21 protein-coding genes are annotated in these 22,086 nt (G+C 47.9%); 2 read left to right on the top strand and 19 right to left on the bottom strand.

Features of this window, described 5'->3' with window-relative positions:
* Positions 1 to 24 precede the first annotated feature (24 nt).
* The 11 genes from smc to MKY16_RS09750 all read right to left on the bottom strand — a co-directional run bounded on the left by smc (position 25) and on the right by MKY16_RS09750 (position 11,926).
* Positions 25 to 3,594 (bottom strand): chromosome segregation protein SMC, encoded by a 3,570-nt coding sequence (gene smc / locus MKY16_RS09800; RefSeq protein ID WP_340885080.1) that lies wholly within the window; start codon positions 3,592 to 3,594, stop codon positions 25 to 27.
* A gap of 255 nt (positions 3,595 to 3,849) precedes the next feature.
* The gene (gene rnc, locus MKY16_RS09795) at positions 3,850 to 4,548 is read right to left on the bottom strand and encodes a ribonuclease III (RefSeq protein WP_029515003.1); all 699 of its coding nucleotides are present in this window, start codon (positions 4,546 to 4,548) and stop codon (positions 3,850 to 3,852) included.
* 12 nt (positions 4,549 to 4,560) lie between these two features.
* Positions 4,561 to 5,799, bottom strand: a complete 1,239-nt coding sequence (gene fabF, locus MKY16_RS09790; protein WP_029515005.1) for a beta-ketoacyl-ACP synthase II — start codon at positions 5,797 to 5,799, stop codon at positions 4,561 to 4,563.
* A gap of 228 nt (positions 5,800 to 6,027) precedes the next feature.
* A complete protein-coding gene (locus MKY16_RS09785; protein ID WP_007429985.1) occupies positions 6,028 to 6,261 on the bottom strand; it encodes an acyl carrier protein in 234 nt (77 codons plus the stop codon).
* Between the two features lie 108 nt (positions 6,262 to 6,369).
* Positions 6,370 to 7,119 carry a 3-oxoacyl-[acyl-carrier-protein] reductase gene (gene fabG, locus MKY16_RS09780; protein WP_039274753.1) on the bottom strand — a complete coding sequence of 250 codons (750 nt, stop codon included), beginning with the start codon at positions 7,117 to 7,119 and terminating at the stop codon, positions 6,370 to 6,372.
* 50 nt (positions 7,120 to 7,169) lie between these two features.
* A complete protein-coding gene (gene fabD, locus MKY16_RS09775) occupies positions 7,170 to 8,114 on the bottom strand; it encodes an ACP S-malonyltransferase (RefSeq protein WP_029515007.1) in 945 nt (314 codons plus the stop codon).
* 81 nt (positions 8,115 to 8,195) lie between these two features.
* Positions 8,196 to 9,185, bottom strand: coding sequence for a beta-ketoacyl-ACP synthase III (locus MKY16_RS09770; RefSeq protein ID WP_029515009.1), 990 nt, complete (start codon positions 9,183 to 9,185; stop codon positions 8,196 to 8,198).
* Between the two features lie 8 nt (positions 9,186 to 9,193).
* On the bottom strand, positions 9,194 to 10,186 hold the full coding sequence (gene plsX / locus MKY16_RS09765; RefSeq protein WP_340955193.1) for a phosphate acyltransferase PlsX: 993 nt from the start codon (positions 10,184 to 10,186) through the stop codon (positions 9,194 to 9,196).
* Positions 10,170 to 10,766: a transcription factor FapR gene (gene fapR, locus MKY16_RS09760; RefSeq protein ID WP_039274761.1), complete on the bottom strand. Its 597-nt coding sequence runs from the start codon at positions 10,764 to 10,766 to the stop codon at positions 10,170 to 10,172. Before fapR ends, plsX begins: the two co-directional genes overlap by 17 nt.
* A gap of 281 nt (positions 10,767 to 11,047) precedes the next feature.
* Positions 11,048 to 11,221 carry a 50S ribosomal protein L32 gene (gene rpmF / locus MKY16_RS09755; protein WP_007429979.1) on the bottom strand — a complete coding sequence of 58 codons (174 nt, stop codon included), beginning with the start codon at positions 11,219 to 11,221 and terminating at the stop codon, positions 11,048 to 11,050.
* 186 nt (positions 11,222 to 11,407) lie between these two features.
* The gene (locus tag MKY16_RS09750; protein WP_029515015.1) at positions 11,408 to 11,926 is read right to left on the bottom strand and encodes a YceD family protein; all 519 of its coding nucleotides are present in this window, start codon (positions 11,924 to 11,926) and stop codon (positions 11,408 to 11,410) included.
* 356 nt (positions 11,927 to 12,282) lie between these two features.
* Between MKY16_RS09750 and MKY16_RS09745 the strand changes: the two genes are divergently transcribed.
* Positions 12,283 to 13,518: a nucleotidyltransferase gene (locus tag MKY16_RS09745; RefSeq protein WP_340955191.1), complete on the top strand. Its 1,236-nt coding sequence runs from the start codon at positions 12,283 to 12,285 to the stop codon at positions 13,516 to 13,518.
* On the opposite strand, the gene MKY16_RS09740 is transcribed toward MKY16_RS09745, so the two are convergent.
* Complete coding sequence (locus MKY16_RS09740) at positions 13,508 to 14,539, bottom strand: YlbL family protein (RefSeq protein ID WP_340955189.1); 1,032 nt, start codon at positions 14,537 to 14,539, stop codon at positions 13,508 to 13,510. The two genes, MKY16_RS09745 and MKY16_RS09740, sit on opposite strands and share 11 nt — an antisense overlap.
* A gap of 197 nt (positions 14,540 to 14,736) precedes the next feature.
* Between MKY16_RS09740 and MKY16_RS09735 the strand changes: the two genes are divergently transcribed.
* Positions 14,737 to 16,020 carry a nucleoside recognition domain-containing protein gene (locus tag MKY16_RS09735; protein WP_069011387.1) on the top strand — a complete coding sequence of 428 codons (1,284 nt, stop codon included), beginning with the start codon at positions 14,737 to 14,739 and terminating at the stop codon, positions 16,018 to 16,020.
* Here the strand turns inward: MKY16_RS09735 and coaD are convergent.
* From coaD to MKY16_RS09700, 7 genes are all read right to left on the bottom strand, one after another.
* Positions 15,983 to 16,504, bottom strand: coding sequence for a pantetheine-phosphate adenylyltransferase (gene coaD / locus MKY16_RS09730; protein WP_013309846.1), 522 nt, complete (start codon positions 16,502 to 16,504; stop codon positions 15,983 to 15,985). The genes MKY16_RS09735 and coaD overlap by 38 nt on opposite strands.
* A complete protein-coding gene (rsmD, locus tag MKY16_RS09725) occupies positions 16,497 to 17,138 on the bottom strand; it encodes a 16S rRNA (guanine(966)-N(2))-methyltransferase RsmD (protein WP_340955187.1) in 642 nt (213 codons plus the stop codon). The genes coaD and rsmD overlap by 8 nt, the downstream gene beginning before the upstream one ends.
* A 313-nt stretch (positions 17,139 to 17,451) precedes the next feature.
* Positions 17,452 to 17,574 (bottom strand): cyclic lactone autoinducer peptide, encoded by a 123-nt coding sequence (locus tag MKY16_RS09720; RefSeq protein WP_023988155.1) that lies wholly within the window; start codon positions 17,572 to 17,574, stop codon positions 17,452 to 17,454.
* A 5-nt stretch (positions 17,575 to 17,579) separates the two neighbouring features.
* The gene (locus MKY16_RS09715) at positions 17,580 to 18,095 is read right to left on the bottom strand and encodes an accessory gene regulator ArgB-like protein (protein ID WP_340955186.1); all 516 of its coding nucleotides are present in this window, start codon (positions 18,093 to 18,095) and stop codon (positions 17,580 to 17,582) included.
* Positions 18,088 to 18,720 carry a hypothetical protein gene (locus MKY16_RS09710; RefSeq protein ID WP_209948015.1) on the bottom strand — a complete coding sequence of 211 codons (633 nt, stop codon included), beginning with the start codon at positions 18,718 to 18,720 and terminating at the stop codon, positions 18,088 to 18,090. Before MKY16_RS09710 ends, MKY16_RS09715 begins: the two co-directional genes overlap by 8 nt.
* A 171-nt stretch (positions 18,721 to 18,891) precedes the next feature.
* On the bottom strand, positions 18,892 to 20,010 hold the full coding sequence (locus tag MKY16_RS09705; protein ID WP_340955184.1) for an acyltransferase family protein: 1,119 nt from the start codon (positions 20,008 to 20,010) through the stop codon (positions 18,892 to 18,894).
* A gap of 139 nt (positions 20,011 to 20,149) precedes the next feature.
* On the bottom strand, positions 20,150 to 21,967 hold the full coding sequence (locus MKY16_RS09700) for an APC family permease (protein ID WP_029514744.1): 1,818 nt from the start codon (positions 21,965 to 21,967) through the stop codon (positions 20,150 to 20,152).
* Between the last annotated feature and the right edge of the window lie 119 nt (positions 21,968 to 22,086).

Below are 22,086 nucleotides of genomic sequence, written 5' to 3'. Positions count from 1 at the left end.
GGTCTGAAAGTATGTTGTTTAATGTCAGGCAATCTCAGCTTCATCGTTGTCCAGCTTGACAGATACGAGTTTGGAAACCCCGCCTTCCTCCATCGTAACCCCGTACAGCACATCAGATTCTTCCATTGTGCCCTTGCGGTGTGTGACTACAATGAACTGTGTCTGCTCCGAGAATTCTCGTAAATACTGGGCAAAACGCACCACGTTTGCTTCGTCCAATGCAGCCTCTACTTCATCGAGTACACAGAATGGAACAGGTTTAACGTGTAAAATGGCAAATAGTAACGCCATCGCTGTTAACGCACGCTCACCGCCCGACAGTAGCTGCAAGTTTTGCAGTTTTTTGCCCGGTGGCTGAGCTACGATGTCAATTCCCGTCTCCAATAAGCGTTCCGGGTCAAGTAACACGAGATCAGCACGTCCGCCTCCGAACAGCTTGGAGAATACCGTTCCAAATTCGCGCCGAATAGCATCGAACGTAGTCTTAAAGCGTTTGGACATTTCTTCATCCATTTCACGAATAACCTGATAAAGTGTTGTCTTGGCCTCCACCAAATCAGACTTTTGCTCATCAAGAAACGTATAACGCTCATGCACACGCTGGTATTCATCAATGGCGCCCAGGTTCACCTCACCCAACGCGGAAATACCACGTTTGAGCCTTTCTACCTCGCTCTGCGTGCCTTCAATATCTTCCGGTATAGGGTAACGCTGCTTGGCTAACTCATAGCTGAGTTCATAATCATCACTTAATTTTTTCAGTACGTTTTCCAGCTCCACATCAAGCCGATTTACTCCAATTTCCGTTTGACGAAGCAACTCCTCCACTGACTTGAGCTGAATTCGCTGTTCTTTCGTGTCGTTCTCAGCCACTTCAAGCTTTTTGGACAAGCTACTGCGTGCAGCCCGCTTGAATTCCAGTTGTTGTGCAGCTTCTTCTTTTTTCAAACGGTATTGATTGAGATTTTCAATCTGTTTCACAGTCTCCTGCTCATTGGTCAGCAAATCTGCTTCAATGGAAGCTAGTAAGGTCTTGTTTTGTCTCGAATCCTTACCAAGAGTATCATAATCCCCACGCAATCTGCGCAACTGCTCTTCCAATGAAAAGCGTTCCTGGTCCAGCTTTCCTTCTCTTACTTTGAGATTCGTGAGCTCTCCCTGCAACTGCTCTTTGGCAGATTCGTTGGCTTTACGGGCGAATTCAGCAGCGTGAATGGCCTGATGCGTTTTCTTTTCTTCTTCCTCCAGCGCAGCTAACTTTACCAACGCTTCTTCCCGGGAAGTTTCCAGCTCCTTGATTTCCTGATCAAAGCCCTTTTTCTCCTGACCAGACGCAGCGACCTGTTCCAGAACATGACGAAGTTCATGCTCCAGTTGTTTGAGCTCCATAGCCATCTGCTGCTCTTCACCACGCTTCACATCACCGCCCTGACGTAGCTCGTCCAGACGGATCTGTGTCTCTTCCAACTGGCGTTTGGTATCTATTGCACTCTGGCGCAACCTTGCAATTTGCTGCTCCGTATCTACAATGTCTTGATCCAACTGATCCAACTGACGTTTGCGTCCAAGCAGATTAGCATTTTTCTTGAACTGGCTTCCCCCAGTCATGGAACCCCCTGCATTGACAACATCGCCTTCCAAAGTGACAACGCGGTATCTATATTGGCAACGGGCCGCAATACGGTTTGCATCTTCCAATGTACGGGCAATGACCACATTCCCCAACAAACTGCCTACAATTCCAGCATATCGATCATCGTACTGAACAAGATCAGCACCGATCCCGACAAAGCCCTCAGCTCCTTCTGCAATTTGGCGTTCCCCTGCGCCGATTTGACGCGGGCGGATAACATCCATAGGCAAAAATGTCGCTCTGCCCAGTTGACGTTGCTTTAGAAAACTGATTGCCTGTCTGGATACGGATTCATTTTCCATCACGATATGCTGAACTGAAGCACCCAAAGCAGTTTCCATTGCCTGCTCTAAATGCTCAGGCACCCGAATCAGCTCTGCTACCGCTCCATGCACACCGTGCAAGGTTTCTTTTCGTGCAGCCTTCAATACCTCTTTAACTCCAAGCATGAAGCCGTCAAAGTCATCCTGCATTTCCTTCATTGTATCTCGCCGTGAAATTTGAGCCTCACGTTTTTGTTCCCATTTACGAACTGTACCCTGGTTTTCTTCCAAAAGTTTTTGCAGGGCCTGGTACTTTTCACTTCCCTGAATATAGCCACTACGCAAACTACTGATTTCCTGCCCCAGCTTCTGAACCGCAGCTTCCAATCCCTTTTTGCGCTGTTCAAGTTGTACTTTCTGGGCTTCCCATTTGCCGGATTCGTCACTTACGCGAGTCACACGCCGTTCCAATGCTTCCTTCTGTTGGTCTGTATAACGGATTTCGTTACGCGCCTGCGCCATCTGATTCATCAGCTCCAGCAGACCACCCTTTAGACTTTCTTCCTGCTCCTGGCTGATTCCGCCTGTAACTCCAATCAGTTTGGCCTCTTCGTCAGACAGCCGCGCACGCAACTCGTCAAGCTCTACATTCAGTGCAGACAGCTTTTCGTTCAGCTGATCCAGTTCACTCTTGCGCTCGGAATGCCGTGATTCGCTTGTACTAAGTGATAAGATCAGTTGTTCCCGATTAGCCGCCAGATTGCGTGTGCGCTCTTTGAGCAATTCGCCGTAGCCTTCACTTTTCTCCGTCGCTTCACTGTATTGCAGCAGATCCCTTTGCAACTGTTCTACTTGCTCTTCCAGCTGGCGTAATTCGTTGCGGTCGCTTTCCAGCATCGCATCATGGCGGGATACCACCGTGGACAACTGAAGTTGCTCCTGCTGCAGCAAAGCTAATTTGGAAGTCGCATCGCTCCACGAAGTATGAATTTGTTCAATTTGATGGACGTACATAGAGATTTCTTTTGATTTCAATTCACCGCGTAGCTCTTTAAAATGAATCGCCTTTTCAGACTGCTCCTTAAGCGGTCCAATCTGATCCTCCAGTTCACTAACTAAATCGTGAATACGCAGCAAATTTTGCTCCGTCTCATCCAGCTTGCGAACCGCATCTTTTTTACGGGATTTATATTTTACGATACCCGAGGCTTCCTCAAAAATACCTCGACGATCCTCAGATCGAGTACTTAGGATTTCTTCAATGCGTCCCTGCCCAATAATGGAATAAGCTTCTTTACCAATCCCTGTATCCATAAACAGCTCTGTAATATCTCGGAGTCTGCATGATTGCCGATTAATGAAATATTCACTATCCCCACTTCGATGTACACGTCGCGTTACCGTAACTTCACCAAAATCCAGAGGCAACGCCTGATCTTCATTATCCAACGTAAGCGATACTTCACCGTAATTAACAGCCTTACGAGCATCACTACCTGCAAAAATAATGTCCTCCATTTTGCCGCCACGCAGTGATTTGGCACTCTGTTCGCCCAGCACCCAACGAATCCCGTCGGAAATATTACTTTTTCCGCTTCCGTTGGGTCCGACGACTGCCGTAATGCCGCGGACAAATTCCATTTCCGTTTTATCTGCAAACGATTTGAAGCCCGCCAGCTCAATGCGCTTTAAAAACATGCTCAATCTCACCTCTAACATTTCAAATATGCTTGTACAACACCGTTTACCTGATTGATATGAATTATCCCTATTGTAGCATAAACTAGCTTGTTTAAAGCACAGTACCAACACTCACATTACACCAGCAAGCCACGAAAAAAGAGCAAAACGCAGTCCATTCGCCATTACGGGCCGGGACTCCCCGCGGACTGCCCTTTGCTCTTACTTTGTGCCCCCTGCTTGCGTAACCCGTCCGGGCTGCTCAGGTACCGATTACGATTCTGCCAGCTTCAAACGGTTTAAAGCTACTGCCGCCGCTTGCTGCTCTGCTTCTTTTTTGGAGCGCCCCGTACCTGCCCCTAGCCGTTCGCTGTCCATATATACCTCGGCTACAAACTCGCGCTCATGGGCTGGTCCGCGCTCCTCTACAATCTTGTATTCAAGCATCCCCATGTTATGATGCTGTGTCAGTTCCTGAAGCTCTGTTTTGAAATCACTCATCTGAAGTTTACCATTTAATACAATTTGAGGAAAAATATAATGTTCCAGAAACGAACGGACGGCCTCCAGACCCTGATCCAAATAAAGCGCACCTACGAACGCTTCGAATACATCAGCCAACAGAGCCGGACGAGTACGTCCACCTGTCAACTCTTCACCTTTTCCAAGCAGCACATATTGCCCGAACTCAAGCCCGACAGCAAACTTCACCAGAGAAGGCTCACAGACAATAGCTGCACGCAGCTTGGTGAGTTCGCCTTCGGGTCGGTTAGGGTACTGATTGTACAATTGCTCGGACACCGTCAATTCCAGAACAGCGTCACCTAAAAATTCAAGACGCTCATTGTCTGCATGCTGACTGAACCGATGTTCGTTTACGTAGGAAGCGTGCGTAAAGGCCTGCTTCAGAAGCTGCCGATTGTTGAATTGAATATGAAGTTTCTGCTGTAATTGCTTCAAGTCTCCACTCAACGAACTGACCCCTTATGCTTCATATTTTTTTAGAATAACCGTAGCATTGTGACCGCCAAAACCAAAGGAATTGGACATAACCACATTCAGTTCCGCTTTTCTCGGCTTATTAGGTACATAATCAAGATCGCATGCCGGGTCTTGATTATCCAAATTAATCGTTGGCGGAATCGTCTGATGCTGAAGGGCGAGACCACAGATCACGGCTTCAACGCCGCCCGCTGCACCCAATAAATGCCCTGTCATCGACTTAGTTGAGCTGATCGCTACCTTATAGGCATGATCTCCAAGCGTTTTCTTAACTGCTTCCGTTTCGGATTTATCACCGACTGGCGTAGACGTACCATGTGCATTGATATAATCAATCTCTTCAGGATTCAATCCAGCGTCACGGATCGCCATTCTAATGCAGCGTGCTGCTCCCTCTGGATCAGGCTCTGTCATATGATGAGCATCGCCAGAAAGACCGTAGCCAATCACTTCACCGTAAATACGCGCACCACGCTTCAAAGCATGATCCAACGATTCCAGAATAAGAACACCAGAGCCTTCGCCCATAACAAACCCGTCTCTTTCGGTATCAAAAGGGCGGCTTGCCTTTTCAGGCTCGTCGTTACGCGTGGACATCGCTCGCATGGAACAAAATCCAGCCATACCAATCGGACGGATAGTCGCCTCAGCTCCTCCGCAAATCATGGCGTCTGCGTCACCGCGCTGAATCATGCGGAAGGAATCGCCAATAGCATGACTGCCCGTGGCACAAGCCGTAACTGGTGATGTATTTGGGCCTTTAGCACCGAGCGAAATCGACACTTGACCGGAACCCATATTAGCAATCATCATCGGGATGAAGAAAGGGCTTACGCGTTTAGGTCCTTTTTCAATCAGTGCGTTGTGCTGATCTTCCCAAGTTCCCAATCCGCCAATACCGGAACCGACAGATACACCAACACGCTCAGCTTCCGCATTTTCTCCGATTACAAGTCCGCTGTCCTCAAGCGCCAATTTACTAGCAGCAACCGCAAACTGCACAAAGCGGTCCATTTTACGCGCATCCTTACGTTCAATATAATCCTCTGGATTAAAATCTTTAATGGAAGCGGCTATTTTCGTAGTGTACTCACTTGTATCGAAAGCTTCGATTTCACTGACGCCGGATTTTCCGGCCATCAGATTATCCCATAGTGTGTTCAAATCCTGTCCCAGCGAAGTGATTACACCCATTCCTGTTATGACAACACGTTGTTTCAAAGATAATCACCTCTATGTCTACTGCATATTGTATTTTAAGACCGCACACTTTTGTGCGTAAAAATAATATAGAATCAACTAAAGTTAGTAATGCGGCATACTTCTCAGCCTTTGACTAAGTTAAGCTGAACCAAACTCAAAAACACGCAGCAATTCCGCCTTTAGTTCAATCTGTATAATTAGGAGAAAGTCCCGCCTGTAACAGAACGGGACTTTTGATGACATGAATTAGGTATGAGATTGTATGTACTTCACAACTTCACCTACAGTTGTAATTTTCTCTGCATCTTCATCAGAGATTTCCATATCAAACTCATCTTCCAATTCCATTACCAATTCAACTACATCGAGAGAATCAGCGCCTAAATCATCTTTAAAAGATGCTTCAAGTGTAACTTCGGCTTCGTCGGCTCCCAAACGGTCAACGACAATGCGTTTTACGCGCTCCAATACATCGGACATCCGGCTCACCTCCTCTTAGGTATTATACGAAAATTACAATTAAAATGCCATAGAAGAGAGTTTTCTTTGACAACTCTTCATCGGGGCATGCAGATTGGCAACATGCTACTACATATACATGCCGCCATCCACATGCAAAGTCTGGCCCGTCATATATGAGGAAGCATCCGAGGCCAAGAACAGCACCACGTCAGCAATTTCCTCAGGCCGTCCAAGACGGGCCAGCGGAATACCGCTAAGCATATTGTCACGCAAATCATCAGCCAGTACCTGTGTCATCTCAGTATCGATGAATCCGGGAGCTACACAGTTCACTGTAATACCTCTCGATGCAAGCTCTCGAGCAGAGGATTTGGTAAGACCAATCACCCCTGCTTTAGCAGCAACGTAGTTGGCTTGTCCTGCGTTGCCAAGGACACCAACCACGGAGGAGATATTGATAATTCGGCCAGAACGCTGTTTCATCATTGGACGTGTTGCCGCCTTAAGACAATTAAACACACCCTTCAGATTCGTTTCGATCACCTGATCGAATTCCTCTTCCTTCATGCGCATGATTAAATTATCTCTTGTTATGCCGGCATTATTCACCAGGATGTCAATCTTGCCCCAAGCGCCAATCACATCCTTGATCAACTGATCTGCTTCGTCAGCGCGACCGACATTAGCCTGAACTGTAATAGCCTCCACACCTTTGGCACGAATCTGCTCAGCTACCTCAGTCGCAGCCGCTTCACTGCCAGCATAGTTTACCGCCACATTAGCGCCTGCATCAGCCAGCGCCAGCGCGATACTACGGCCAATTCCGCGCGACGCTCCCGTAACGAGCGCCGTTTTTCCACTTAATGGCTTAGACATCATAGTCCTCCCTTGCAAGTATATAACCCGTTAAGGCAATGATTATACTTTTAACGGGCCTCCAAGGCTTCCGTTACAGAAGCAATCGACTCCAGGCTACTTATATTATACAGCTTAACCGTTTTGTCGATTTTTTTAACCAGTCCAGTCAAAACACTTCCCGGTCCAAACTCAACAAAAGTGTCAACACCTTGTTCCAGTAGCCATGCTACACTGTCTTCCCACAGTACCGGAGAATAGACCTGATCCACCAACAGTTGGCGGATTTCATTCCCCTCACGTACAGGTTTAGCTGTTACATTAGCCACCACCGGAATCTGAGCTTCAGAGAAAGTTACAGTCCCCAACTTGTCTGAGAGCTTGGTCGCTGCTTCCTTCATCAATGACGAGTGGAAAGGACCGCTAACCTCCAGAGTAATAGCACGCTTGCCGCCTGCTTCCTTCACACGTTCAGCGACAGCAGCTACGCCTTCCTTCGTACCAGATACGACAATCTGTCCGGGACAATTGATGTTGGCTAGTTCGACCAGTTGACCAGACTCCGTAATATCACGGCACAATGCTGCCAATGCTTCACGATCAGCTCCCAACACAGCAGCCATACCGCCTTGTCCATCAGGAATAGCCTGTTCCATAAACTGACCACGTGCACGAACAGTCTCAACCGCATCCGCAAATGCAAGGACACCTGAAGCAACTAGCGCGCTGTACTCTCCTAGACTGTGCCCAGCTACATAATCGGGATGAATGTCCATTTTTTCCTTGAACGCTTCATACAGTGCAATGCTCGCCGTTAACAGTGCAGGCTGCGTATTGGATGTTTGCTTCAAAGCTGTGTCTGGCCCTTCAAAAACCAGTGTGCTTAGTGCGAACCCTAACCGTTCGTCCGCTTGGCGAAATACTTCTGTTGCAGCTGGAACTGCTTCATAAGCATCTTTAGCCATACCTACAGCTTGTGAACCCTGACCGGGGAATATAAATGCCGTTTTGCCCATCGTGTATGCACCTCTCTATATCCAATGCTTGTCCTGTAAAACACTACACAAATTCAATATTATATCAAAAATTCCATCTTATTACCAGACAAGAACCGACGCTCCCCAGGTCAAGCCACCGCCAAAGCCCACCATTAATACACGGTCGCCTTCCTTCATGCGGCCTTCCTCAGCTGCTTCTACTAGGGCGAGAGGGATTGATGCTGCGGATGTATTCGCATATTTATGAACATTAACAACTACCTTTTCCTCTGGCAAATCCAGACGTTGCATCGCCGATTGGATGATGCGAACATTGGCTTGATGCGGAACGAACAGATCAATATCATCTTTGGACAGCCCTGCTTTTTCCAACACATCAACCGTTGCCGTTCCCATAACACGAACCGCGAACTTGAACACTTCGCGTCCGTTCATGTAAATATAGTGCTGTTTATTCTCCAGTGTGTCTGCACTCGCAGGCAAACGCGAGCCACCAGCTTCCAGCTTAAGCAAGGTTCCACCTGCGCCTTCAGCCCCGAGATCAAAGGATTGGAATCCTCTGCCTTCAGGCACTTCGCCAATCACTACAGCTCCTGCACCATCTCCGAATAGGACACAGGTATTGCGGTCGGTATAATCTGTAATCCGAGAAAGACAGTCTGCCCCAATGATTAACGCATTATTATAAATACCTGTCTTAATGAAGCTCGTTGCCGTAGCCAGTCCGTATACAAAACCCGAGCATGCCGCAGACAAATCGAAAGCCGCTGCGCCTTTGGCTCCCAGTTTGTCCTGAAGAATGCAGGCAGTTGACGGAAACGCCATATCCGGTGTAACCGTAGCTACAATAATTAAATCCAGATCCTGTGCCGTCATACCCGCGGACTCCAACGCCTTAATTGCTGCTTCATAAGCTAAATCAGATGTAGCCTGCTCTGGAGCTGCAATATGGCGCTCCTGAATCCCTGTACGGCTGACAATCCATTCATCACTTGTTTCTACGATTGCTTCCAAATCTTTATTGGTCAGAATTTTCTCAGGTACGTATTTCCCTGTTCCGATAACACCAACCGGCCGTAATTTATTCATATCGTCACTCACTTCCTGCTGATTTCCTTGGATATACTTTCCACCAACCGGTTTTGCAAGGCCGTACGAGCCTGCCTTACCGCATTTTTGACGGCAACGCCGTCAGACGAACCGTGACTTTTCAGGACGAGTCCACTCAAACCCAGCAAAGGAGCCCCGCCATGCTCTTTATAATCCAATTTACCTTTCAGACTGCGGAGCTCAGGCATAATCAAGGCTGCCGCAAGCTTGGTCTTCAAGGATTTGGTGAATTGCTCTTTTAAGAGAGAAAATATGGCCCCCGCTGTACCCTCTAGTGATTTTAGCATGATATTTCCAGCAAATCCATCACACACCAGTACATCGCAATTTCCAGTTAACACATCTCTCGATTCAACATTACCCACAAAATGGATAGGTAACTGCTCAATAAGTGGAAATGCCAACTTCGTCAGTTCATTGCCCTTCCCAGCTTCAGTCCCCACATTCAGCAGACCCACCCTTGGAGAAGTCACACCGTGAACTTTCTGACGATACAAGCTCCCCATCAGTGCATACTGGGCAAGATGCTCAGGCTTGGCATCCATATTGGCTCCCAAGTCAAGCGCCAGAATACCCTGATCGTCAATCGTCGGTATCATCGGCGCGAGAGCCGGACGTTCAATGCCCTCCATTCTTCCAACCACCAGCAACCCCGTGGTCATTAGCGCGCCTGTATTACCTGCAGATATCATGGCATCCGCTTCGCCTTCTCTGACCATTCGACCAGCTACGACCATTGAAGCATCCTTTTTGCGGCGCACTGCCTTTACAGGCTCGTCCTGCGCATCTATCGTTTCGGATGCATGGCGAATGCTGAGGTTCGTCGGCAACGCTCTACCGTTCAGAACCGATTCAATTCGTTCCCGGTCACCAACCAGCGTAATGTCCGTATCCTTCCATTCCGCCGCCGCAGATAGCGCGCCCTCTACTGTCGCCTCAGGAGCATTATCTCCCCCCATGGCATCAATGGCGATCCGCATGCTGACTTCCTCCTTCGCTATACTCTTCCTCCGTGGAGCGATAAATGACAAAGTTGCCTTGGAACACCATTTCTTCTCCTACGTAGGCGAAAACTTCCACTTTAGCCTTCCCTTTTTGTTCTGGATTTGAACGTACATATGCCTTGGCAATGCACTTCTCACCTAAATGAACCGGGCGGACAAAGCGTATATCCGCTGATGCAGTCAATGCTATCTCATCATTAATCACAGCAACGGCCAATGAATTGGCCTGAGCAAATACATAATGCCCCCGCGCAATGCCAGTACGCGAAAAAACATGTTCCTCTTTAATCTCAAAAATCGAAATACCGCTTCGATCCAACTGCAGATCAACGATATCCCCGATCACTTCATGCAAAGGCAAGGAACGAACCTGGTCGTAGGAGCGCTCAGCCATCAGCTTTAGCCGTTCCCGCAATTCGGGGATTCCCAGCTCCATCCGGTCCAGCCGAATAGTCTGAATACTCACCTTCAGCTGTCTTGTCAATTCCTGATCCGTTACGAATGGATTATCATCAATTAATTGAGTCAGCCGCTGCTGTCTCTGTCTCTTCGGCAAACGTTCGATGTCAGTGACGCCTCCTTTCCCTACAATAAACCATCGTTCAGACGACAGTTCGGGTTACTTTACTTCACTTTCTAACGGCGAAACTTCAAGCCGATTTGTCTTCTTGTATGTATAAAGGAACCCCTTCGGCCCTTCTTTCTTAGAACCTGGTACTAAAACAGTATATAGCATGCTGACGTAAAAAGGAAGCATGCAGACAAAAAAAGTAGCGCCTCACTGAAGTGAAGCGCTACTTTTTCTGCGAAGATTCCAAAGAATCCGCTTATCGGACATTATTGAGAGATGATCTCTCTAGCTTTGTACGTTCCGCAAACTTTGCACACATGGTGAGCAAGTTTCAATTCGCCGCATTCGGAGCATTTCACCATACCTGGTACTGCCAGTTTAAAGTGAGTACGACGTTTGTCGCGACGAGTTTTGGATGTTCTCCGTTGAGGTACTGCCATTATTCCCACCTCCTTAACCAGATCAACCCCGCATAACGGGTATGACTTCTTATCTCATTCAAGACTGAAGAAAATGCCAGAAGCAATTATCTTACAGCCGGTGAATCAAGCCTGCAACATCCACGCATCGGTTCAGTAACTCTCCGGCACAAGCGGATGATGATTTTTCAGAATTGAACTCAATTCTCATTTAAAAAAATCCTTAAGCCCTGCCAGACGCGGATCAATCTTTTCCGTATCGCCATCGCTACTGTCATCGGAGCCAATACTCCAGTTTTGTCCGGTCTTTGGTGCGATTCCCTGACAATCCTCACTGCACAAAGGCGCAAACGGCACATGCAGTACAAACAGTTCTTCACAATACGGTGCAATGTCGAAGGAGTCCTCCGTCACTGCGATAAAATCGCCATCTTCATCCTCCTCTTCAACACTCGAAGAGGTTTGCTTGAACCGTTCACGGAATTCAATCTTTAAATCCTCGTGCATCGGGCTTAAACAGCGTGAGCAGAGCATGTCCAGACCTGCGGTCAACGTGCCTTCCACGCTCATCAACCCTTGACCCAGACTAACGGCGACCAAGTCGGTCTCCAGCGGGGAAACGGCCGTAACATCAGCACGATCATCCACCAATTCACTCACATTAAGAGATTCACGGATAGGAAAAGGACCGTCACTTGTTGCTACTTTGCGAAAAAATAGTTGCATCACTATCACTCCAAACAAACAAAAATTATTATACCGACTGATCGAGTCGTTTGTCAACACCTTTCACTTTACACCACTCACAAATCCACCGGTTTTCCAATGGTTCGACAAGTTTTATGCAGAAGCAAAAATGCATTGTGCTAAACATGTACTGATGAGTATTCGTACCCCCGCCACTCTTCGTGTACAATAATGCGAGTATAAAGCTTTTTCGTCCAGGTCTCAATGGTCTTGTTCATGCCGATGCTGAAAAATCAGTATAGCTGCCCTGAAAACAATCATTCACGGGTACTTAACCATTATTGTCAAAATAGTTATCCAATAAGCTACTATAAGAAAGGAGCCGACATACGGTCTTGAAAACACTCGGTATGATTGTAGAGTACAATCCCCTGCATAACGGACATGTCCATCACTGGGAGGAATCTCTTCGCATCACTGGTGCACAGCGCACAGTGGCTGTGATGAGTGGTCCTTTCCTTCAGCGAGGTGAACCCGCGATTATAGACAAATGGTCCCGCACCGAAATGGCACTTGCCATGGGTGTGGACCTGGTACTGGAGCTGCCTGTGGCCTATGCCGTCCAGCCTGCAGAATGGTTTGCCCGCGGAGCAGTCGCCCTGCTCCATGCGACGGGTATCGTAGACGCGCTCTGTTTCGGCAGCGAGAGCGGAGACATCGCCCCGCTGCGCGCGCTGGCCCGCGTGCTGGCGGCAGAGCCGGCCGAGCTCAAGGCCGGCATCGCGCAGCGCCTGAGCAGCGGCGCGAGCTATCCCGCTGCCTACGCGGGAGCCGCAGCCGCACTCGCGGCCGAAGGAGCGGACGGCGCTGCGCTCGCCGCCCTCATGCAGCAGCCCAACAATACGTTGGGGCTGCATTACTTGATTGCGCTGGAACGGCTGGGCAGCACAATCAAGCCCTTCACGGTAGCCCGCACGGGATCGGGCTACCATGAAGCCGTGGCCCCTGCGGACGGAGTCATCGCCAGTGCCACGGCCATTCGCCGTCTGCTGCTGGACGGCGGGCCGGAGGCCGCGTCGCCATACATACCTGCGGCGACACTGGGGATTTTGCGGCGCGAGTGGCAAGCCGAACGCGCTCCGCTGCATTGGGAAGCGTTCAGCCAGCCGCTGCTGAACGCCCTGATCACACGTAGCTCGCAGCAGCTGGCGGAGCTGCACGAGGTCACCGAAGGGCTGGAGCATCGTCTGCGACAATCGCTTTACACGCTGCCCCAGCCCTCTGTGGAGGCCCTGCTCGCCGCGATCAAGACAAGGCGCTATACTCGTACGAAGCTCCAGCGGATGTGTGCACATATTTTGCTAAATCATGCCAAAGCCGATATGACTCCGGCTGAGCTGGCGAAAGGTCCGGGCTATATCCGCGTGCTTGGCTTTAACAGGGCTGGACGCGAACTGCTGGCACGTATGAAGCAGACAGCCACCCTTCCGGTATGGGTCAAGCTGTCTGCCGGATCACATCCTCATCTGGACTGGGATACAGCCGCAGCCGCCATACATGCAGCCGGGATGCCACGCCCCGCCATCCGCGACATGTATGCTGATTACTTGCGACCGCCCATTATGGTTTGATGGGCAGCTTTTCCATATAATTCAGCGCATCGCCAAGTTTGCGAACCGGAACAAGCTTCATCCGGGTTCCAATTTGCTCAGCTTTGGTCTTGGCCTCTTTATAATTATCCGCAGGGACGAAAAACAAATCCGCACCCTGACGGTCAGCAGCAACTATTTTATACTTTGCACCACCAATCGCTCCAACCTGACCGTCCTTATCAATGGTACCCGTACCGGCTACACGATATCCCTTACTCAAATCACCTGGTGTCAGTTGGTTATAGATTTCCATGGTAAACATCAAACCTGCCGAAGGACCGCCAACATCCGTAGATGTAAAATGAATCGTTTTACGTCCATCCTTCGGCTCTACCTTCTGTACCGTGGCAATACTGACGCCAAATCCGGAACGTTGCTTGCCCGTCTCACTGTCCGTAATGGTCGTTAAAGGAGCTTGCACGGACAGCAACTTTCCATCGCGCTTTAGCTTCACTTTAGCCATTATTCCCGGTTTTTCGTCCTCCAAAGCCTTCCGAATGGAACGATTATCGGTCACCCTCACGCCGTTCAGCTCCAATATTTCATCCCCGGGGTCAAACACGCTGCTCGATCCCGGGACCTTAAATACATACACGTAATCCGGCACAATGCGATAGGGGACATGGGCACGGGTGTAGGCAGCCTCCATCGCGGAAGATTGGGAATCCCCCATATACCATAACTGTTCTGCCGCATACTCGTCTTCACTTTTTCCATGCAGACGATCCTCTTTGCGCTGAATCTCCGAATTGCGGTCCAACTTGGACAGACCCAACATGATAACATTGGTATAACGCGCCGATACCGTCGTCATCATAAAGGCCCCCCGTTCGATGCTGTCACCCTCCCGGACTCTAACCATCGGTTTGATCTCATTTGCCCCACCTGGTCCGTAGATCAGATAAGGGGTTGGCATATAGACCAGCACATAGACCATTGCAGCCAGCATTAAGACATAACCGGTTGTAAAAAAAGCTCTTTTCCGGTTTATTCGTTTCATTGCTTCTCCCCCCTTCCAGCCTAACTTCTCCCATCTTATCCAAGTGCCTCTGTGCACCTGTTCTCAAGCCTTTCAAAAAAGCATACATTATTTACGACAACGTATACGAACAACCTATCCCAAGACAACGAACGTGAATAAACGCTGGAGATAGCATCCGACTCTCCTTAGCATATTTATGAGAGGTGAATTTTTTGATGCAAAAGGAAGCCCATTCCGCTCCTTATTGGACAACCGTACTGCTTGGCCTCGGAGCCATTTTGCTTGTACTGGCTGTTGTCGCCTCACCAGAAAAAGTATTTCAAGCCTCTACTCAAGGCCTTAAGCTATGGTGGAGTATTATTTTCCCAGCTATGCTACCTTTTTTGATGCTGTCCGAAATGCTCATCGCCTTTGGTCTAGTACATGGACTAGGTGTCCTGCTGGAGCCGTTTATGCGATTCTGGTTCCGTCTACCCGGACGAAGTGGCTGGGTGTTGGCCCTCGGCCTGACCGCGGGATTCCCGGCTGCTGCGGAAGCAGTACGCCAATGGTCACAACAGGAAGATATGACCGCGCTTCAGCTTCGACGTCTAACCGCCATCGCTCATTTCTGCAATCCGATTACCATCCTGCTCGTCATCGGGACAGGGCTACTGCACAATGCTGCCGTAGGCGTGATGTTACTTGCCGTTCACTGGATTTCCGGGCTGCTGGCAGGCTGGATCACCGCCAGACTACCTGTATCGTCCAAAGAATTGCAAAAACGGGAAACGCCAGCTGCCCTTCGGCGCACCTCAGTTTCCCGTACTTCTCCCTCCCTGATCCGATCCGCATGGGAAGCTACCCGTTCTGCCAGAGAACGGGACGGCCGCAGCTTCGGAAAACTGTTGGGCGAAACCGTATCCCATGCTGTACAGACGCTGATGGTGACAGGTGGATTCATTATTTTCTTTTCCGTACTGATTCGACTGCTGTCCATATACACAGGCCAAGGATCGCTTTCTTTCATATGGCCTGCTTGGATGGAAATCCATCTGGGTTCCTATGAAACCAGCCGTCTGCCCTACGATCTCCGTACACAAGCAGCGCTGATCAGTGCTGTGTTGGGCTGGGGCGGCCTGTGCGGCTGGCTTCAAATTACCGCCGTCACCAGACCTTCCGACAAGGGTATCACCTTCACCTTGTCACGAGTGCTCCATGGGATCATTGCTTTTGGACTTACCTTGGCGACATGGGTCCCGCTTAACCGCATCGTCAGCAATACAATTCCCGCTTACGTCAGTCGCAGTTCTGTGTCTTCTTTTGCGGAAAGCGTAAATGAATCCGGCACGCATCCTGTCATGGCCGAAGCCAGCAGCTTACTAACACAAATAGAAGGAACATCTATGTACCCCTGGCAACTAACCGTACTGTCCATTGCGCTGCTGGGTACAATTATAGTTACCCTGCTGGCCTTTTCCTTTATGACTTCATGGTGGAGCCGCCGCGATTTGCGTTGACCTTTGCACGCAGCGCGTCTTCCACCTCCGGTGCCACCAGATCTACAACCTTGCCATCAAAATGCGCAATTTCCTTCACCATACTGGAACTCAGATATGAATAAGCCGGATTGGTCATCATAAAGATCGTTTCCGCATCCGGGTTCAGCTTATGATTTGTAGAGGCTAATTGCAGCTCATATTCAAAATCAGTCACCGACCGGATTCCTCTGACAATAACTTGGGCCCCTTTTTGACGTACATAATTAGCTGTCAAATCACGGAAGCTGTCCACTTCAACGTTCGGGATATCGCGAGTTACCGTTCGCAGCAGCTCCATTCGTTCCTCAAGTGAAAACAGCGGATTTTTACTAATATTGTTAAGAACCGCGACAATCAATAGATCAAACTGTCTGGCTGCTCTTTGAATAATATCCTGGTGCCCCATTGTCACAGGATCAAAGGTTCCCGGATATACGGCAATACGTGGTTTGTGCTCAATCATGATGGTCCTCCCCGTCTGATTCGATGATGCCGAACTTGACCACTCCGGCTTCTGTATGTTCTTCGACATCCGATAAAGCATCGGCTGCAAAATGATAAATGGATAACGCCGTTTCCCCATAGACTGCTTTTCTAACCTGTTCGAACGGCCCGAAGCTTTCCGGATATTCATGTCCCGATTCATACTCCAGCACGATGATTGCATCTGAACGAAGCAAGTTCAATTCAACCATACGGCTCATCAATTCATCTCCGTGTTTGAGACGATAGGGCGGATCCAGAAAAACAGCATCAAAAAGAGCTCCACGTTTTGCCAGCGCCTTGAGCGCTCGTCCGGCATCATTGCGGAACACTTCAGCCTGTCCTTCCAATCCAGTTTTTCGCAAATTTTCTTTAATGACATCAATGCTTTTGGATTCCATATCAATAAAAACAGCCTTGTCCATCCCCCTGCTAAGCGCCTCTATACCCAGGCCACCACTGCCAGCAAACAGATCAAGTGCGACTCCCCCATCAAAATAAGGACCTATCATGCTAAATAGCGCTTCCTTGACCTTATCCGTGGTTGGCCGCGTCCCTGTGCCGGGAACTGCCTTTAACCGCCTTCCTTTGGCACTACCCGATACCACTCTCACGCTGAAACTCACCTATTTTCTATATGTGTTCATAACCATAGATTATGACGCTATCGTACCACATGCACCGCCGTTTGAAAAACTTAGGATGAGGCAGGTATAAAAAACCATTCCCTGGGCATCCTTAGGATATCGGCATTCAACCAATGTCGTAGACAACCGCGGAGAAGACTTACGTTTCCCCATAAGCTCTTCGTCCGGTTTCTCCTCTCCCATTCGGGCGCTCTTTAAATGGAGCGCCTGATTTTTTTTGCATAAAAAGGAGCTGCTTAAGAGCAGCTCTATGTATCATTTTTCTATTTCGGCATTTTGTTTATTTCAGTAGTTCCTCGGGTGTATCCCCTTGATAAACATACACGTAACTCGCCACTGATACAGCAAATGTAGCAAACATAGACAACGATGTGGCTAACCCATATACCATTTTTCTCATCATTCCACTCACCTCCTTCCCCGGATCAATGTTAGGCTTTGGACCAAAAAAGCAACAGCCACTACAGAGGAACCGATTACAAAATTAGTACATACAAGCAAGGAGGATAACAGCCGCAAGAGGGGATAAAACCGTACTGGAATGCGCGACTGCTTTTCAATTCTGGACGGGGCAAAACATAAAACGAAAATGAGAGCTATTCCGGTAAACAGGTTTGTCCACCCACTATTTAAGGCAATGCAGGATATGTAAGTAAAAGCTGCTGAGGTCACCAACACACATGTCATGCCCGTTTTCAAATGAATGCCTCCTGACATTTGGCGCAGTAGGGCGAAAGCGACGAGAATCGTAACAGCCTCTACCATACGCCCCGTGAAGAATGAGGCGAATAGTGTCAACACAATGATCAGGGACGCATTCAGAATGAGAGCAAGTGCGTATTTAAGTACCGCGACAGAGGCCGGATGATCAGGCACAGTACGTTTGATCTGGTTAGCAAGTTTGAAAGCCATCGCTTCAATCATCCCGGTATTCCTTTCCGATTGCATAATAGATGAAAAATCCCGAAACCAGTGCAAAAAATATCATACTTAACCATACCTCGTTATAGTAGAGCACAATAGAAGTTGAAATGAGAGACAGGATAATCAGCGTGATGACAATGCCATATTCCTCTTTGAACTTAAGCTTCTTGAAATTAGGGGAAAAGCCGATCCCTTTTCGAGACAACATCAATGAAATAAGCAGTCCTACTGCCGCGCTTACCACTTGTAGCTGATAGCCCTTCAAGGACCCATCCTGCAGCTCAGAAACCGGAAGATTGCCGAACATGACTTTTAAGAATACCGACTGAACAACGGCATATGCAAAATAACCTGTAACCGTCATAATACCGGACCACACAATCGGAATCTTCACGACCGTAGCGAGTAAAAAAATAAAAAGCAGCATATTTACGACAGGCACCAAATACGAAAGGGAAAACTCCTCTCGAAGCATATAACTTTGCATATTCATAATCAGGTTAACAAAAATGGCCTGCCATAGATAAGGGGTCATTTTAACTTTAAAAACACTCAAAATAAGCGCAAAAACAGCGACTCCCTCAAGTGTGGAGAAAAGCAAAAAGCCGATTGGCTTCAAAAGCATGCGTGCATCTCCTTTACAATTCCAACAAACCTCATCGGTGTATTCAAAAACTTGGATGTACATCGAATATAAAGGGCTGGGAGCTACTTTTCAAGAGGTCTTTTCAATTATTTCATAGATTTATTCAAGCACTTCAACCAAATGTTATCGGATGCTGCTTCAAGTTGTAGCTTAGGCAACACTTTCTTTGACCGAATCTCCCTGCTTGCGCACAGGCTTCATACGTGATATAAGCTTTTTCCCCCAACGGATGCCGGGCTGTTCAATCCACGAGTAGGTAAACCAAGATAGTCCGATGGTGACTAGCAACGTCATGATAAACATAAGTGCGAGGCTGACTAGGGGAGCAAAAGGTATTTTAACCTGTACGACTAGTCCCAGAGCCAGCATATGCGTCAAATACATGCTGTAGCTAAGGCGGCCGATCCATGACCATACCCGATTAAGCAGCCATATCGGCTGCCAGTGATACAAAGCATACGCTCCCAGCAGCAACCCGACACCTATGAGAACATCGGTCATGCCTTCTAAAAATGAAAATAGCACAGAAACAAGCAGCAAAACTCCACTAACCCGGTCTATACTTTTCCAATGCCGCTCGTCTTTCCAAATGAAAAACAACAATATACCTAGCCCAAAGACAGGCAATTGATTCGGAAACCATAAATACAGATAGTGCCCCCATAAAGAGTGATCACTAATCCATGGATATTGAACACTTACCGTATTTAGCCCCAAGCTTACCACAAGCGCCATCACGACAAACCACGTCGCATGGCGGACGGATCGGATCAGCTTAAATAATAGAGGGATAAACAGATAAAACATACATTCCACCGCAATGGACCATTCCACACCGATAATGCTGTTGATCCAGTACGGATTCAGACCATTCAAAAACAGGACATGAGCTGCGATATTGGCGGCAGTGACTCCCTCCTGATCCCCAAGCCAAAATCGTGGACCTGTCCCGTTCACAACTAAATAGATTCCTAACATCACGTAATACAAAGGAGCAATCCGAAAAAAACGACGCATCAGGTAAGCTGAAATTCTTTCACTCTTGTTACCCGAACGTCTGCTTAAGGACAAAAATAGCGTAAAAGCGCTGGCCATATAAAATAAAGCGACACCTTTGGCTCCTATACTCAAGCCTTTTTGCAACCAACCGTTTAATCCGTCCACATGCTGGCTGACATGCACAAGTAAAACTCCAATAATAGCCAGCGCCCTTAGCGTATCTACAAATTGCAGCTTGTCATCTTCCATTTTCCCCTTAGCTTCGGGCATCGTATCCCTCCATAACAGCCTCAAATGATACATTTCGTATCTATAATACACAAAATGTATCACTAAAGTAAATATCCTCGTTATGCAAAAAAAACACCTTCCGACCGCAAAGAAATACGGCCAAAAGATGTTCATTTTGTCATTTGTTTAAATGAAAAGGTACGGTCGTTACGATCACGTCTTTATAATTAATTAAATAAGCTCTCATCAGTAAGCTGGTCTGATTGTGTAGAATATTTTCCCACCAGTGCTTGGTGATGAATTGTGGAATGAGAACAGTGATATGGTCCTCGTCTGCTTTTTTCCACTCTACTGTATCGATGAACTTGCGAAGCGGATTAATAATGCTGCGATAACGGGATTTCAGTACGACCAAACGTATACCGACATCCCACTCTTCCCATTTCTGTTCCATTTTGCGAATTGCATCATCATCCACACCCACATATACGGCAACCACATTGTCCGACAAGGTTTTGGCATAGCTGATCGTATTCATGACGACTCGCGTAATGCCTGCCACCGGAATAATAATCGTATTGCCTTTCACCATAGGTTTATCCTTGGTAATATCAATGCGCAGTTGTTCAGCCGTATTTTTGTAATGCCTGTTGATCTTCATAAAGAAATACAGAACCAAAGGCAGGAAGATAAAGACTACCCACACCTGGCTAAACTTGGTGAAGATAAAGATGAGCGTAATCGACAGCGTGGTCAGCATCCCAACCGTATTAATAGCAAGTTTGACGATCCAGCCTGGCGGTTTGAGCTTGATCCAGCGAATCATCATACCAAGCTGTGAAAGGGTAAACGGGATAAATACCCCTACCGCATAAAGCGGGATCAGATTTTCTGTGTTGCCGCCAAATACGATGACCAGCAATGCCGAGAAGATACTCAGAAACAAAATACCATTAGAGTATCCGAGCCGATCTCCACGAACCATGAACATGTGCGGCATGTATTTGTCCTTCGCGAGCATAAAAGCAAGCAATGGAAAGGCCGAATAGGCTGTATTCGCCGCCAAAAACAAGATGAGCGCCGTCACGCCCTGAATGATGTAATACATCACACCGCGCCCGAAAGTGGCGTTCGCAATTTGCGAAATGACCGTTTCATGCGGATTAGGACGAACACCGTACCAATAAGCCAGCAAACTGATTCCGATAAACATACACCCGAGAATCAAACCCATCATCATTAGTGTAGTTGCTGCATTTTTGGCAGCTGGCTTGCGGAAGTTCGGAATGGCATTCGAGACAGCTTCTACCCCAGTTAACGCCGAGCAACCCGAGCTGAACGCCTTCAGTAACAGGAACAGGCTGACGTTGGATACCGTAGCTCCAAATTGCGGTGCTGCAGCATGAGCTCCCCCTGCCACGTAATGAATGATACCGCTAATAATCAAAACAAATATGGCAACAACAAATAAGTAAATCGGTACAGCCAGCACTGAGGCAGATTCTGTTACTCCGCGCAAGTTCATAATCGTCAAAAAGATGATCATAATTAGAGCAATGGCGATCCGATGATCATGTAACGATGGGAACGCCGATGTAATGGCATCTGTACCTGCTGATGAGCTAACTGCTACCGTCAGAATATAATCGACCAGCAAAGAACCGCCTGCAATCAGACTCGGACTCTTTCCCAAATTGTCCTGTGCAACAATGTACGCTCCTCCGCCACCAGGATAGGAAAAAATGGTCTGTCTATAAGACAGGATCAGAATGATCAGCAAACCCAATACCGCAATGGATATAGGAATGGAATACCATAGGGCAGCAAAGCCGGCTGTAATTAAAACCAGCAGAATTTGCTCCGTTCCATAAGCTACAGAGGATAAGGCATCTGAGGACAGAATGGCCAGTGCCTTGAGCTTATTCAGCTTCTCATCTTCAAGGGCCGTCGACTTTCGCGGACGACCGATTAATAATCTTTTGACTTTGCTCAGCATTTCGTTGACTCCTTCTTTGGATGAGGGTTTTGCAAAAGAATTATGGATCTTATGTTTATTATGTCACCTGCACATCAGATTGATGAAACAAATGAACTATTATTTTATACTCCCTCTTC

Source organism: Paenibacillus sp. FSL L8-0641 (assembly GCF_038006265.1).
In the GTDB taxonomy this organism is placed as follows: Bacteria; Bacillota; Bacilli; order Paenibacillales; family Paenibacillaceae; genus Paenibacillus; species Paenibacillus polymyxa_D.
The sequence above is the reverse complement of the archived record's forward strand: the minus strand, read 5'-3'. Positions and strand labels throughout refer to the sequence as shown.